At 60.2% G+C, this 14119-nt stretch carries 12 protein-coding genes and 1 tRNA gene; all 13 read left to right on the top strand.

The window, feature by feature from the left end:
• The first annotated feature begins 184 nt into the window (after window positions 1–184).
• The 13 genes from I6J72_RS10750 (at window position 185) to I6J72_RS10690 (ending at window position 13815) form a co-directional block, all read left to right on the top strand.
• Window positions 185–2725 carry a YhgE/Pip domain-containing protein gene (locus I6J72_RS10750; protein WP_204099168.1) on the top strand — a complete coding sequence of 847 codons (2541 nt, stop codon included), beginning with the start codon at window positions 185–187 and terminating at the stop codon, window positions 2723–2725.
• A complete protein-coding gene (locus I6J72_RS10745) occupies window positions 2725–4773 on the top strand; it encodes a YhgE/Pip domain-containing protein (protein ID WP_204099167.1) in 2049 nt (682 codons plus the stop codon). The genes I6J72_RS10750 and I6J72_RS10745 overlap by 1 nt, the downstream gene beginning before the upstream one ends.
• A gap of 104 nt (window positions 4774–4877) precedes the next feature.
• Entirely contained in the window at window positions 4878–6242 is a 1365-nt protein-coding gene (locus tag I6J72_RS10740; protein WP_204099166.1) for a TrkH family potassium uptake protein, read from the top strand.
• Between the two features lies 1 nt (window position 6243).
• On the top strand, window positions 6244–6927 hold the full coding sequence (locus I6J72_RS10735) for a TrkA family potassium uptake protein (protein ID WP_039673153.1): 684 nt from the start codon (window positions 6244–6246) through the stop codon (window positions 6925–6927).
• Window positions 6928–6987: 60 nt separating this feature from the next.
• Complete coding sequence (locus tag I6J72_RS10730) at window positions 6988–7350, top strand: YidH family protein (RefSeq protein ID WP_070670822.1); 363 nt, start codon at window positions 6988–6990, stop codon at window positions 7348–7350.
• On the top strand, window positions 7347–7646 hold the full coding sequence (locus tag I6J72_RS10725) for a DUF202 domain-containing protein (RefSeq protein WP_039673157.1): 300 nt from the start codon (window positions 7347–7349) through the stop codon (window positions 7644–7646). Before I6J72_RS10730 ends, I6J72_RS10725 begins: the two co-directional genes overlap by 4 nt.
• Before the next feature lie 346 nt (window positions 7647–7992).
• A complete protein-coding gene (locus tag I6J72_RS10720; protein WP_204099165.1) occupies window positions 7993–9567 on the top strand; it encodes a DASS family sodium-coupled anion symporter in 1575 nt (524 codons plus the stop codon).
• Window positions 9568–9600: 33 nt separating this feature from the next.
• Complete coding sequence (locus I6J72_RS10715) at window positions 9601–10668, top strand: GTP-binding protein (protein WP_204099164.1); 1068 nt, start codon at window positions 9601–9603, stop codon at window positions 10666–10668.
• A 151-nt stretch (window positions 10669–10819) separates the two neighbouring features.
• Window positions 10820–10895: transfer RNA gene (locus I6J72_RS10710), tRNA-Arg, on the top strand.
• A 97-nt stretch (window positions 10896–10992) separates the two neighbouring features.
• Window positions 10993–11457: a hypothetical protein gene (locus I6J72_RS10705; RefSeq protein ID WP_204099163.1), complete on the top strand. Its 465-nt coding sequence runs from the start codon at window positions 10993–10995 to the stop codon at window positions 11455–11457.
• Window positions 11458–11573: 116 nt separating this feature from the next.
• Window positions 11574–12479 (top strand): DUF418 domain-containing protein, encoded by a 906-nt coding sequence (locus I6J72_RS10700; RefSeq protein WP_204099162.1) that lies wholly within the window; start codon window positions 11574–11576, stop codon window positions 12477–12479.
• Window positions 12479–13615: a trypsin-like serine protease gene (locus I6J72_RS10695; RefSeq protein WP_204099161.1), complete on the top strand. Its 1137-nt coding sequence runs from the start codon at window positions 12479–12481 to the stop codon at window positions 13613–13615. Before I6J72_RS10700 ends, I6J72_RS10695 begins: the two co-directional genes overlap by 1 nt.
• 11 nt (window positions 13616–13626) lie before the next feature.
• On the top strand, window positions 13627–13815 hold the full coding sequence (locus I6J72_RS10690; protein WP_204099160.1) for a hypothetical protein: 189 nt from the start codon (window positions 13627–13629) through the stop codon (window positions 13813–13815).
• Window positions 13816–14119 lie beyond the last annotated feature (304 nt).

Raw genomic sequence — 14119 nt, 5'->3', positions numbered from 1 at the left:
GTAGCGCTGGGGTGGATTGAGGTTTTCGGGTGTCGAGAATTTTGTTTGTCAATACAAGTGGGCGGAGTGTGGGGTGGGGTTTGATTCGCCAAACCATATCAATCTTTAATTGTTAATCATGGAAATTACTTTATGACTTTCGGCAGGCTAGAGATTTGGACTTTCAACGGGTATGCTCCCTTCAGTGCGCCAAAGTTGGAAGATTTTTATCAGGGATGTAGCCAGGCTTGGCCGCGTCCCCAGGGCGTGGATCATCCTCATCGGACTCATCATCACCCCCGCGTTGTATTCATGGGTGAACATCGCGGCTTTTCGTGACCCTTATGGCCATACCAACAACATTAAGGTGGCCGTGGTCAACGAGGACAAGGGTGCAAACAACGAGCTCACTGGGGACATTGATGTCGGCAGCGAGGTCATTGAAAAGCTGAAAAAGAATGACCAGCTAGGCTGGCAATTCCTTGAGCGCGACGAAGCCGAGAAAGCCCTTTTAGAGGGGGACGTGTATGCCTCGGTGACGATTCCTGAGGACTTTAGCGAGAACCTCGTGAGCATGCTCGACGGGAAGTTCACGCAGCCGCAACTGGTTTACCGCGTCAACGAGAAGAACAACGCCATCGCCGTGAAGATCACGGATACCGGTGCCAAAGGTCTGGACAAGCAGATTACGGCAGCCTTCAAGGAGCAGGTGGCCACGGTTGCGGCGGAAAATGTTAAGGACACCGGTACCGACTTCGAGCGAAAAATCACGCGCGCGATGAACAACACCAGCTCCGCGTTCGGGGAGACCGCGCAGGAGATTGACGGCAACCGCGAGAACCTTGCGCGGATCCAGGGAAAGCTTGACGCCGCTGCTGATTCCACGTTGGGAGCTAAGTCTACGGTGGCCAATGTGAGTGCTGCGCTGGGCGACGCCCAAACAGCCCTCGCCGAGGTCTCCTCCCTAGTCGAGCAGGCCCAAGGGGGCATCGGTGACTTCACCGACCAGACCACAGGTGCCTTCGTCAGTGGCGCAAGTGCGGTGGCGGACGGTACCGCCCAGGCGCAGGAATCCATTGCGGATGTCACAGCTGGCCTGAACCAGGCCGGTGACCGTTTCGATTACGCCACGCAGCGAGCGAACACTGCCATTGACGCGAGCGCAGAATCGATTGCGCAGCTTAAAGCCCTGCGCGATTCCGCAACGCTCTCACCGCAGGTGGCCAAGGAAATTGATGACGCGATCCAGCGCCTTGATGAGGGTAATGAATCCAACCGCCAGTTGGTGGGAAACCTCAGCGCGCTGAGCAAGGATACTCAGACCGCGGCGGACAATGTGCAGGCTAGTGCGGAGGCCATCAACCAGGCAGCGGCCGATACTAAGGCCACCTCGCAAACGCTGCGCGATACCGTGACGACGGCCGTGCCGGAGATCAACCGCGCCATGAGCAGCCTGAGCTCCACGGCGAGTGCTTTGAGCTCCACCCTGGAAGCCCAGAAGGGCACCATGCAGGAGGCAGACGGTCTCCTAGATGGTGTGGCCCAGCAGCTGCGGGCCACGAAGGACACCTTGTCTGATTTCGATGCCAACCTCCTTGCCCTACAGGACAGTTTGCGCGCTATGCAGGGTGATGTGGGTTCGCTGCGTGCTGCGATGAACTCCAAAGTCGTTCAAGATGTCACCGGGCTGGATGCGGAAGAAATCGGTAAGTTCTTTGCCGAGCCCATCGAGCTGAAGACCGAAACCGTGTACCCGGTGGACAGCTACGGCTCCGCCATGGCGGCGCTGTTTACCAACCTCTCCCTGTGGATCGGCGCCTTTGTCCTCATGGTTATCTTCCGGGTCGAGGTGGATAAGGAAGGATTCCACCGCGTCACGGTGGGCCAGGCCTACCTAGGCCGCTTCCTCCTCATGGCCTTGATGGTCATCATCCAGGCCATCACGGTGACCGTCGGTGACCTGCTCATCGGCGTGCAGACCGTGAACGCGCCTGCCTTCATCCTGACGGGCGTGCTCGTGGGGCTGGCCTACTTGAGCATTATCTATGGGTTGTCGACGTCGCTGGGGCACCTCGGCCGCGGCCTCTGCGCGGTCTTTGTCATTATCCAGATTCCGGGTGCTTCGGGCCTGTACCCGATTGAGCTGTTGCCCAACTTCTTCCACACCATCTACCCACTACTGCCATTCACGTACGGCATCGATGCCATGCGTGAAACCATCGGTGGGTTCTACGGCAACCACTATTTCAAGAACATGGGCGTGCTCGCCTTCATGTTCATTCTGTTCTTCGTCTTCGGCCTGTTGCTGCGTAAGGCTTTGGCGCACTTCAACGTCATCTTTAACCGCGAGCTGCGGGATACCGAGCTCTTTGACTATGAAAATGTGCAGGTTGTCGGCTCCGGCTACCGCATCGCGGACGTCATCCAGGCGTTGGATAGCCGCAGTGGTCTGAAGAAAGATTTGGACCGCCGCGCGCATGACTGGGGCTACTGGCTCAAGCTGGTGGCCATCGCCGGTGTTATCGGAGTGGTGATCCTCATCGTCGTCTCGGGTCTCTTGCCCGACCAGAAGCCGCTGCTTCTGGCTATTTGGACGGCATGGTGCTTCCTCATCATTATCGCCGCGGTCACCCTGGACTACCTACGCATCAGTCTGAAGCAGTCCGCAGAGCTGGTGACGTTGGATGAGGATGACATCAAACATCCGGCTCGCATCGGGGCCGACTCCACGGAGGGGGATAACTAATGCGTGGAACACTCGATCTTTTCGTCAACGACATGCGCACCGCATGCCGCAACGTGATGAGCACGGTGATGCTCGTGGGCCTCGTCGTTATCCCGATGCTGTTCACCTGGTTTAACGTTCTGGCCAGCTGGGATCCCTTCGATAACACCAGCCAGCTCAAGGTGGCGGTGGCTAGCAAGGACACCGGCTATAAAAGCGATCTGTTGCCGGTGCCCATCAACGTCGGCGACCAGGTGCTCAATGAGCTACGTGCAAACGAGCAGCTGGATTGGGTTGTGACGACTTCCGATGAGGCGATTGAAGGTACCAAGTCCGGTGAGTATTACGCAGCCATCGTGCTGCCGGAAGATTTCAGTACCGACATGATGAACTTCTACACGGATGGATCCAAGCCCGCCGACTTGTCCTTCTATACGAATGAGAAGAAGAATGCGCTGGCGCCGAAGATCACTGGTCAGGGTGCAGAAGGCGTGTCGGCTCAGGTGGCCGAGGCCTTCACCACGACGGTCGGTGACGTCTCCTTCGATCTGGTCACCTCACTCTCCGACTTCTTGAGCCAGGGCGATACCAAGGCTGTGTTGGACCGGATGCAGGCGCGCGCGGATGGTGTGCAGACCCAGCTGGACATGGCCGCGCGTACCGCGCGTTCCCTCGCGGGCCTGGTGGATACCGCGGTTCCGCTCATGGAAAGCGCCCAGCGCATTGCGGACTCGGCAGACCTGGAGCTGCCGGAGATCCAGTCTTCCTCACTCAATGTTTCCACCGACGCCCTGCAGCAATCCCTCGATGCCACCAGCGCCAGTTATGACGTGGTACGCCAACGCATTGATGCGCTTTACGACGACGCCTCCGCCTCCCGCGCCGACCGTGTCGCCACGCTCAATACCTTGGCCGGCCAGGTAGAAGGCACGATTGCCCAGTACCAGAACCTGCACGGCCACATTGAGGTCCTCCCGATTCCCGTAGGGGATAAGGAGAAAGCGTTAAGCAGGATCGAGGACGCTATCGACGCCGAGCGTGCCCTGCACGCGCGTCTTACGGCCGCCGCCAACGCTCCCGAACCGACGAAGCCGGATCTCTCCAGCCTCGATGATGCCAAGAAGGCAGTGGAGGGGATCTCCACCTCTGGCCTGCGTGAATCCTTGCGCGCGCTGCAGGATTCCCTGGGCCAGGTCAGCGCGGATCTGGATACCGCGAAGACTCCCGTCACCATTGATTCCTCTTCCTTGACGGATGCTCGGGATGCGGTACAGAAGCTCGCCTCTGGCTTGCAGGACAAGGCGAACAAGTTTGGTGATCTAAAGAAGGACATCGATTCCGCTGCGGAATCCGGGGATCTGAAGAAACTCGCGGACCTTATTGGTTCAGATCCGGACGCCTTGGCGCGTGCGATTGCGGCCCCAGTGGACGTCGACAGGCAAGCGGTCTACCCGGTCAAGAGCTTCGGCGCCGGCATGACGCCCATGTACACCGCCCTGGCGCTGTGGGTGGGTGCGCTGCTGACCGCAGTGAGCGTGCGTACGGATGTTGTGGATAAGGACAAGTATTCGCCGATGCAGCGCTTCTTCGGGCGCTTCGGTATTTTCGCGGCAGTCGGCCTCATGCAGTCGACGATGCTCATTTTGGGCCTCATCTTCTTCGTAGGTATCGAGCCTGCGCACCCGATTCTCATGCTGTTGGCGGGCTGGGTTAGCTCACTTATCTTTATGCTGATTTGCTACACCTTCGTGGTCTCCTTCGCCAACGCCGGTAAAGCCTTAGCAGTGCTCATGTTGGTGATTCAGGTGTCCTCGTCGGGCGGTGCTTACCCATTGCAGGTGCTTCCGGAGTGGTTCCAGAACATCAGCCCCTGGTTGCCAGCGACCTACACCATCCGTGCACTCCGCGCGGCCATCGCGGGTACCTACCACGGTGATTTCTGGCTATCCCTGTTCGCCCTCTTGCTCTTTGCCGTACCGATGCTCGTGTTGGGCGTGGTCTTCCACAAACCGTTGGAGAAGTTTACCAACGGCTGGGTGGAGACCTTGGAAAAGACCAAGCTGATGTAGCGCTTACTTTGCGGTGCCGCTGATGTTATGTACATCAAACTTTCGAGATACTCACAGGTTAGTGGGGTCCCGTGAAACGGCACCCAGCGGTAAGCTGAAACGCTGTGAAACGCGGTCATTTCCTGGGCCCAGCTCGGCTCACCGCCGCGGGCTTTATTCTGCTTATCCTCCTGGGAACGCTGCTGCTGATGCTGCCGATTTCCGCCAACGTTCCGCAGTGGACTCCGTTCTTGCCTGCGTTTTTTACGGCTACCTCGGCGGTTTCTTTGACGGGTCTCGTAGTGGAGGACACCGGTACCTATTGGACGCCCTTCGGCCAAGCGGTTATCATCGCGCTCATCCAGCTGGGCGGCCTCGGCATCATGAGCCTGGCGTCGTTATCGGGCATGCTTCTGACCGGACGCATCAGCTTCAAGGCCCGCAGAACTAGTGCTGCGGAGGGCCGCGCCGAGGTCTCTGGCGGAATTCGACATGCCTTGATGCTCACCTTGGTCATGACTCTGATCTGCGAGGCCATCGTTGCCGTGTTCATCGGCGTGCGTTTAGCCACCAAACACGGAGTAGCACCAGGACGCGCGGTGTGGGAAGGCATCTTCCACGCTATTTCGGCCTTCAACAACGCTGGGTTTAGTACCTATTCCGATAGTGTCGTTTCTTTCGCCGCCGATGCTTGGATCCTGATGCCCCTCGCCTGCGCCCTGATTACGGGTGGCTTGGGCTATCCCATGCTGGCGGAGTTCGTGCGACGGGCCCGCGCACGGCTAACGCGCTGGCGTGGTGGTACACCGCGCATTCACCGCATGTCCATGACCGCCCGGATGACGCTGGGCGCCACCGCGTTTTTGTTGCTTAGTGGCACCGTTGTTTTCTTCCTCTCTGAGGGCTCCGGTGTGCTGAACGGGATGCCGTTGGGCCAGAAGCTCATCAACGCCTTCTTCATGAGCGCTTCGCCCCGAACGGCAGGTTTTAACGCTATCGACTACGGGGAAGCGCAGCCATTGACGCTGATGGTCACGGATATCTTGATGTTCATTGGCGGCGGCTCCGCCGGTACGGCGGGCGGCATCAAGGTCACTACAGCGTGCGTTCTGGGCGCGGCAATGATCTCGGAATTCTTGGGCCGGGAAGACACCTCCATCGGACACCGCCGCCTGCCGTTGTCCACCTTCCGCCAGGCCCTCGCGCTGACCGCCGCCGGAATGATCGTCGTTGCCGTAGGTGTTGCGACGCTGCGCATCTGGGACCCTGAGTTCACCGCGGACCAGGTCACTTTCGAAGTCATGTCCGCCTTCGCCACCGTGGGTTTGTCCACGGGTATTACCGCAAGTTTGTCCGCACCATCACAGCTCATGCTGTGCCTCATCATGTACGTTGGCCGCGTAGGCCCCACCACTTTCGTGGCGGCACTGGCCGCCCGGACCATCAGCCTGCGCTACCGCTTCCCCGAAGAAAGGCCGTTCATTGGCTAACATGTTCAGCGCCCTGCGGCGTGAAAAGTCTTCCATCAATATTCCGCCGGTTGTTGTCATTGGCATGGGGCGGTTCGGTTCTTCCCTGGCCCGCGAGCTGATGGAGCATGGAGTGGAGGTCCTCGGAATCGATGCCGAGGAGAAGCACGTGCGCGAACACGCTGCGTACCTCACCGAGGCCGTGACCGCGGATACGACCGACGCCGAGGCCCTCCGCCAGCTGGGCGTTGATGAAGTAGAGCGCGTGGTCGTGGCCATCGGTTCGGATCTGGAGGATTCCATCCTTACGGCCTCCAACCTCGTGGAACTCGGGGTGAGCGATATCTGGGCCAAGGCCGATTCGGATGCGCACGCCCGTATCCTGCGCCAACTGGGAGTGCACCACGTGATCCGCCCGGAGCGCGATACGGGCCGCCGCGTGGCGCACCTGTTGGGCGGGCGCTTCGAGGATTTTGCGGAGATCGCCACCGACTATGGCGTGACGGCGATGACCCCGCCGGCGTCGATAAGCAAGGGCCCGCTCAACCTGCACCAGGTGTGGGAAGAGCACAACGTTCAGCTCATCTCACGCTGTGAGGGGCCCGGCCAATGGCGCCCGCTTGTCGACGGCACCGAGCTCACCCACCGCGACCTCATCGTCGTCGCCGGTAGCCCCGCGGATCTGGAGGCCTTCTCGCAGTCCTAGGCACGGCGTCTGGGGTGCCTCGCACTGTGGAGCGAGGAGTGGGGCACTACAGTGGCGCGTATGACGAAGGCACGTTTTCCGGGCTCGGTGTATGGAACAGGGGAGGAACCCGACCCGCGCTTCAGCATGGCTAATGAGCGCACCTTTTTGGCGTGGATCCGCACGTCGTTGGCCTTTATCGCGGGTGGTGTGGCTCTGGAGACCTTCGAGCTGCCGCTGAACACCACGCTGACTCGCGTCGTCTCTGTCATCATGCTGCTCGTGGCCATCATCCTGCCGGCGGTGGCGTGGTTTCACTGGGGTGCCTCCGAGCGCGCGATGCGCCATGGGCGTCCGCTCCCGGCCAGTCCGGCGTTGGCGTTGATTGTTGGCGTGGTGATCATCATCGGCCTGATGATTCTGGTGGGCGAGCTGCTAGCGTGAGCGAGCTTTTTGATCCCGGCCTCCAACCCGAGCGCACCCGCTTAGCCTGGCAGCGCACGGGTCTAGCCGGCCTCATCGCGGGTTTGCTGGTCGTTCGTTCCGTTGCGCCATGGGCGGCTCTGATTGTTGGAGTAGTAGTGGGTGTTGTGCTGTGGTTGGCCACCGCCAAGCTTCGCCATGCTGACGAGATCCTGGCTCGAGCCCAATCGCCCGCCCTGCCCGGAGCTCCGGCGCTCGCCGCAGTTGCGCTGGGCACGATGCTCCTCGGGGCAGTTGCCTTCGCCGCCGTCTGGTAGCGCCAAACCCCCAGAGCTCGATCCCGAAACACCCTGGTGGGTGGTGGGGCGTCGGCAAGCGCTTGGCGACGCCCACCTGCAGGTTGCGGGATCGAGGTCTGGGGATCTGCGGAAGAAGGGTATTGTGTGCGGACTGCCCACACATTGGTGAGCATTCTTTGCAGCTAATCTGCAAAAGATTTTGCGAACAGGGGTGAATCTGCGGCCTGAGTGGGGGTAATGACCGGAAAGTGTTTGTTGGCGGTCTGTGACCTCGATAACCTAAACGTGTAGGCCCATTCGGCGATCCCTATAACTCTCTCTCGGCTGAATGGGGGGCTGGTTAACCAGGAAAAGGAGGGGGCAGATGACTACCCCGCATACTCACGTCTCAACATCGCACACGGAGGGCGAAGACGACCACGGCGTTGATACGCGCGAATGGCGTCGCATGGCTATTGGCCTTATCCTCGGACTCGTTTTGGCTGCTCTCGTGTGGTTTATTTTCCCGAGCAACGCCGTCGACACCGTGCTGCAATCGCCCGGTGCTAAGGATGACACGGAATACACCCAGAGCGCGCTGCGCGCCGTAGCGGCCGTGACCATTCTCATGGGCGTGTGGTGGATGACGGAGGCCATCCCTCTGGCCGCCACCGCACTCTTACCGCTGGTCATCTTCCCGCTGGCCGGCGTTGGCACTATTAAGGATGTGGGCGCGCCCTATGCCTCGTCCACCATTTTCTTGTTCATGGGTGGCTTCCTCATCGCGTTGGCCCTGCAGCGCTGGAACCTGCACCGTCGCATGGCGTTGTTTGTGGTGAAGGTCGTTGGTACCTCGCCCAAGCAGTTGATTCTCGGCTTCATGCTGGCTACCGGCTTCTTGTCCATGTGGGTGTCCAACACCGCTACCGCAGTGGTCATGCTGCCGATTGGTATTTCGGTTCTTTCCCTTACTGCTGATGCCGTGGGTGGCATGGCTAACCAGAAGAATTTCGCTACGGCCCTCATGCTGGGTATTGCCTACTCGGCGTCGATTGGCTCGCTGGGCACGCTCATCGGTACCCCACCGAACGCCCTGCTGATGGGCTACATGAAGGAAACCCACGGAATCGTCCTCGGCTTTGGTAAATGGATGTTGGTGGGCATGCCGCTGGCATTCATCTTCCTGTTCATTGCCTGGTTCATGCTGATTACCGTGTTCAAGCCGGAGATGGACAAGATTCCTGGCGGCCGTGAGCTCATCGATTCCGAGATTGAGAAGCTGGGCCCATGGACCGGCCCGCAGGTGATGACGGGCATCATCTTCTTGTGCGCTGCCCTGGCTTGGGTGATTATCCCGTTCTTCACCGGCAAGGAATCGAACTACGACGACGCTATCGTGGGTATCGCCGCTGGCCTGTTGCTCTTTACCATCCCGGCTGATGCAAAGACCGGTGTGCGCCTGCTGGACTGGAAGACCGCGAATGAGATGCCCTGGGACGTGCTCCTGCTCTTCGGTGGTGGTCTGTCCCTGTCCTCGATGTTCAACAAGTCTGGTCTGTCCCTATGGATTGGTGAGATGGCCAAGGGGCTGGGTGGCCTGCCCATCATCCTGCTCATCGGTTCGGTGGCTCTGCTTGTGCTCTTCCTGACGGAGATCACCTCTAACACTGCGACGGCTGCGACCTTCCTGCCGATTATGGGTGGTGTGGCCGTGGGTATCGGACTGACCGAAAATGGCGACATCAACGTTCTACTGCTCACCATTCCGGTGGCGCTGGCCGCAACCTGTGCCTTCATGCTGCCGGTGGCAACCCCGCCGAACGCGATTGCCTACGGCTCTGGCTACGTCAAGATCGGCGACATGATCAAGGGCGGTGTCGGCCTCAACCTGATCGGCTGCGTGCTCATCACCATCACCGTCTATCTGCTTGCTGTTCCGGTCTTTGGGTTGGTTCTGTAGCCCTCAATTAATGAAAAACGTTATCATTACGGGATGGCTACACCCGTTACCGTGCTGTCCGGATTTTTAGGCAGCGGAAAGACCACTGTTCTTAACCACCTGTTGGCCAACCGCGAGGGGCGCAAGCTGGCAGTTGTGGTTAATGACTTCTCCGAGGTCAACATCGATGCCGCCCTCGTCGCCGGCGAGGGCCATTTTGAACGCGGCGAAGACCGCTTCGTTGAGCTCTCCAACGGCTGCATCTGTTGCACGTTGCGCGAGGATCTCATTGAGTCCGTCGGCAAGCTGGCTCGTTCCGGCCGGTTCGACCAGATTGTCATCGAGTCCACCGGCATTTCTGAGCCCATGCCTGTCGCTGCCACTTACGAGTGGGAATTTGAAGATGGGACCACGCTTGCCGACGCCGCCCCCATCGACACCATGGTCTCCCTCGTGGACGCCTCCACGTTCCTGACTAACCTGCGCCGCGGTCGCACGCTCGCTTCGCAGAATATTGAGGCCACGCCTGACGACGACCGCACCATCGCCGACCTCCTCGTGGACCAGGTCGAATTCGCCGATCTCATCCTCATCACCAAGACGGATCTAGTGGAGGCCGCCGAAACGGAACGCGTCATCGCCACCGTGCGTGCCATGAACCCTCGCGCCCGCGTCGTGCCCGTCACCAACGGTGTCATTGACCCCACGCTGATTCTCGACGCCCACCTCTATGACACCGCCACCGCCGCGACTTATCACGGCTACGCGGAAGAACTGGCGAATCCGCACACCCCCGAAACCGAGGAGTATGGCATTTCTTCGGTGGTCTTCCGCGCTGACCGCCCTTTCAACCGCGAGCGTCTGCTCAAGGCCTTGCGTGACAGCACTGGCTTAGTGCGTTCGAAGGGTTATTGCTGGATTGATACCGATCTGCGCGTGGCCCATGCCTGGCAGCAGGCCGGCCCCAACCTGCAGATCATGCCGGCGTCCCTATGGGCAGCTAACGGCGTCACGCCCGGCACCGAACTCGTGCTCATCGGTATCGACTTCGATCATGAATCCACCCTCAGGGCCTTTCGTAACGCCGTGCTGTCCGACGCCGAAGTGGCTGACCTCGTTTAGTCCCTCATAAAGGTGAACACGGGGTGAATTGCTATGCCCATTCGCGCGGGCGAAAACATGCATTGACAAGGGGATTTGTCAGTTTTCTGGCGTGTGGGTATAGTTATTCCTCGTTGCACGGCAGAGCGCACGCACTGCTTGCCAACGGACTGCGCCCGTAGCTCAACGGATAGAGCATCTGACTACGGATCAGAAGGTTGGGGGTTCGAATCCCTCCGGGCGCACCAAATTTTTTTAGCCCCTAGCTGCACAAACAGCTAGGGGCTTCGTCGTCTGTTCCCGAGCGCGGGGCCGGGCATGTCGGAGGCGGCTAACATGGTGTCCATGATCAAAGCGATTCTCTCCGCCATCCTGTTATTCATCTCCTCGCTGTTTTCTAGCGCGGGCTCCTCGGAGCTGGCGGGGAGTTCGGAGGCGTGGGGGGTGAGCGTCGCCCAGCACGGCATGATTGCCCACGCGCCTGCAGGTTTGGTCGAGGCAAGCGATGAACAGATGGAGCACATCACGGCCCTCAGGTGGAAGTCTGAGGCGAAGCCGGAAGATTTCTCCCTGAATTTCCCGAATCAGACGATTTCGCTGCCGTGTAATAGCGGCGAATTCGCCTTGTCTGGTAGCGAGGTGGAGCTCGGCGGCGTGACGGAAAAGGCCTGTTCCGGAGGAAAGGTTGACCTTCCCTTCATTGTGTTCCTATCCGAACCGGCGAAGATAAAGGTGGACCATGATGCCGCCGCGACGCCGCAGCGCATCTACCTTGTGAACGGGGACCAAGCCATCGCACTCACTCGCTGAGACGCACATCACGCGGCGTTGAGTGAAACGCAGAGCTGAAAAGCGGCACAAATGTAAAGACCGGCCAGAGCTATTGGTCGGTCTTTAGACGTTTTCTACTGCAAGGAGATGAATAGGTGTCAGCGCGTGCCCGAATAGTGGGCCTCGATATTGCTCGTTCCTTGGCCATCATCGGGATGATTATTCTGCACATGGCCAACCTGGTGTGGAGCGCCAAAGTGGTGCTCTCCGGGTTGCCGGCGGCGGGCTTTGCCATCATTGCAGGTACCACGATGATGATTCTTGCCCGTGACTACTCGCTGCGGGTCTTCCTCAAGCTGGTTGCCCGCGGCATGATAGTCATGCTCGTCGGCGTGGCCTTGCTGCCCGTGGGCGGTGAGATTCAGGTGGTGCTCGTGGTCATGGGCGCGGCCATGGCGCTGACAGCCTGGGTGCCGCCGCTGGCCACCGGCTGGAAGGTACTGCTATTTGCGCTGGCCACCGCGGGGGCGACGGTTCTCTACGCGCCGTACACCCTCCCGCAGGTCTACCCCCTCGTGGCGTTCCTGGCGTACATGGTGGCGGGCATGCTGCTTTACGACGTCTACCTCACCCGCCCCACCCGCGCCCAAGCCATCACTACCGCGGTGGCTGTCGTCGTTACCGGCATCGGTCTGTGGCAGCGCTTCAACCCGGATATCCCTGGCTGGCTGCGTTTCACCGGGCATACGGGTGTGCTTGGTGAAATCCTTCTCTCCGTGGCGGTCACCGCAGTGGTGCTGCACCTGTGCCTGATCATTGGCCGTCAGCTGCCGCGCTTGACCTTTCCCTTTGCGGCATTGGGCTCGATGTCCTTGACCATCTATATCCTGCACATTCTCACGGCTCGCTACTGGCAGGCTCACATCTCGCTGCACAACACCATTGCAGCCGTGGGCTTTGTGCTCGCTTTCCTGGTGCTGAGCGCGCTGTGGAAAAAGTTCTTCGGAAAAGGCCCGGCTGAGAGGGCCGTGGCTTGGGCAATCAAGGAGGTAGCCGCGTAATGAAGGCACGAAAGATAACTGCTGTTGTGGCCAGCTCTCTGGTCGTGGGGCTAGGCGCTGCGCCGGCCATGGCCTTGGAGTTTGCCCAACCTGCACCTCAGTCGGAGGAAAGCGCTGCCGTAGCTGCGCTGCGTATGGGCAAGATCGGAAACTTCGGCGATTGTACCGGCACACTGGTGGACGAGCAGTGGGTGCTCACCGCCCGCCACTGCTTGGAGTCCGTCAACAACGAAGGCACGCAGGCACGTTTTGGTGACCGCGTCTACGACGCTGACTCGTGGGCGGTATCGCCAACGATCGATGCGGGCCTCGTCCATCTCACCGAACCCGTCAAGGGCATCAAGCCCGCCAAGCTGGCGGACGCGGTCCCCACCGCCGGCGAGAAAGGGCACTTCTACGGTTGGAGTAGTAGCTCCCGGATGGCCCGCAAGGGCCAGCTGCCGATGGCCGAGATGGAAGTCGGCGAGCTCCTGTCGGGTGGTACCCCACCGGCCAGCCCTGACGAGTCGGGCGAGAAAATGACGCCGGTAGCTCCAGGAGGAGAAGCAACCGCGCCGAAGGATTCCGGTGCCATGGCTCCTGGCGGTATGGCCGTTCCTGCACCGAACGGACCTGGCGGAATGGTCGCTCCCGCCCCTGGCTCGTCCGACGCTCCCCAGGTGATGAAGGGCGGCGAGATGCCAGACATCACTTCGGGCCCAGGTGGCGCGGAAAGCATCCCAGCTGGCGAGCTTGGGGGAGTGGGGCCGATGATTGCCGCTGCCATCATGGACGTGAAGTCCCTCAATGGTGAGGGCATGCAGGGCGGCGATTCGGGCGGACCGTTCTTCGTCGATGGCCGCCTCGTCGGCGTGGCCACGGCTGGCACGTCGAATGCGGACCCAGATCTGCCTTCCCCTACCGCGGCGATTACTTCCGTGGTCGAAGTCCGCGACTGGATCGAGGACATCACCAGTGGTCGGGATACCGACGGCGTTCTCAACGCCGATAATTCCCCGGCGCCGCCGACAACGATGCAGGTCAGTGCCCCGGTTGCATGGCCGGCGGGTGTTGCTGCGGTAGTAGGACTTATCGCCATAGCCATCATCTCGCGCCTGCTCAACCGCAAGTCTGTCGCTGAGCGGGGTACCAACTAGGCTGAATCTCCATGAAGGAGAAACTCGTTCCGTGTCTGATCGCTGGTGCCATCCTTGGCCTAGTTCTGTGGCTGGCCTCCGGCATGCTGTGGTTACTGCCGGTGGGCCTAGTAGCGGGTCTCATGGGCTACCCGCTCCTCGGCATTACACGCGATGAGTCCCAAGCTCGCAAGCGCCGTGACGATACCTTCCGCGACTAAACGCCCCGCGCACCGCTGCACCGCTGCACGCCGCCCCGCCGCACGCCGCTCCACTCCACCGCGCACGCCACTTCACAGTCCGGCATCACATGGCATCCTGCAAAAGGCATCCGCTAGAAGGCGTCTTTGGGGCTAAAAACGCCATGTGCACGACCTAAAAGGCGTTTTCAGGCGGGAAAACGCCTTTTGACTAATGCCATCTGCAAGATGCCTTTTGCTAACTGCCCTATGGACAGAACTGCCCTCAGGCCGATGCTCTCCGCCAGATCGAGCGAGGCAAGCTGTTGCAGATGGTCCTTTTATT

The organism is Corynebacterium sp. FDAARGOS 1242 (assembly GCF_016889985.1).
GTDB classification, from domain to species: domain Bacteria; phylum Actinomycetota; class Actinomycetes; order Mycobacteriales; family Mycobacteriaceae; genus Corynebacterium; species Corynebacterium minutissimum_B.
The sequence above is the reverse complement of the archived record's forward strand: the minus strand, read 5'-3'. Positions and strand labels throughout refer to the sequence as shown.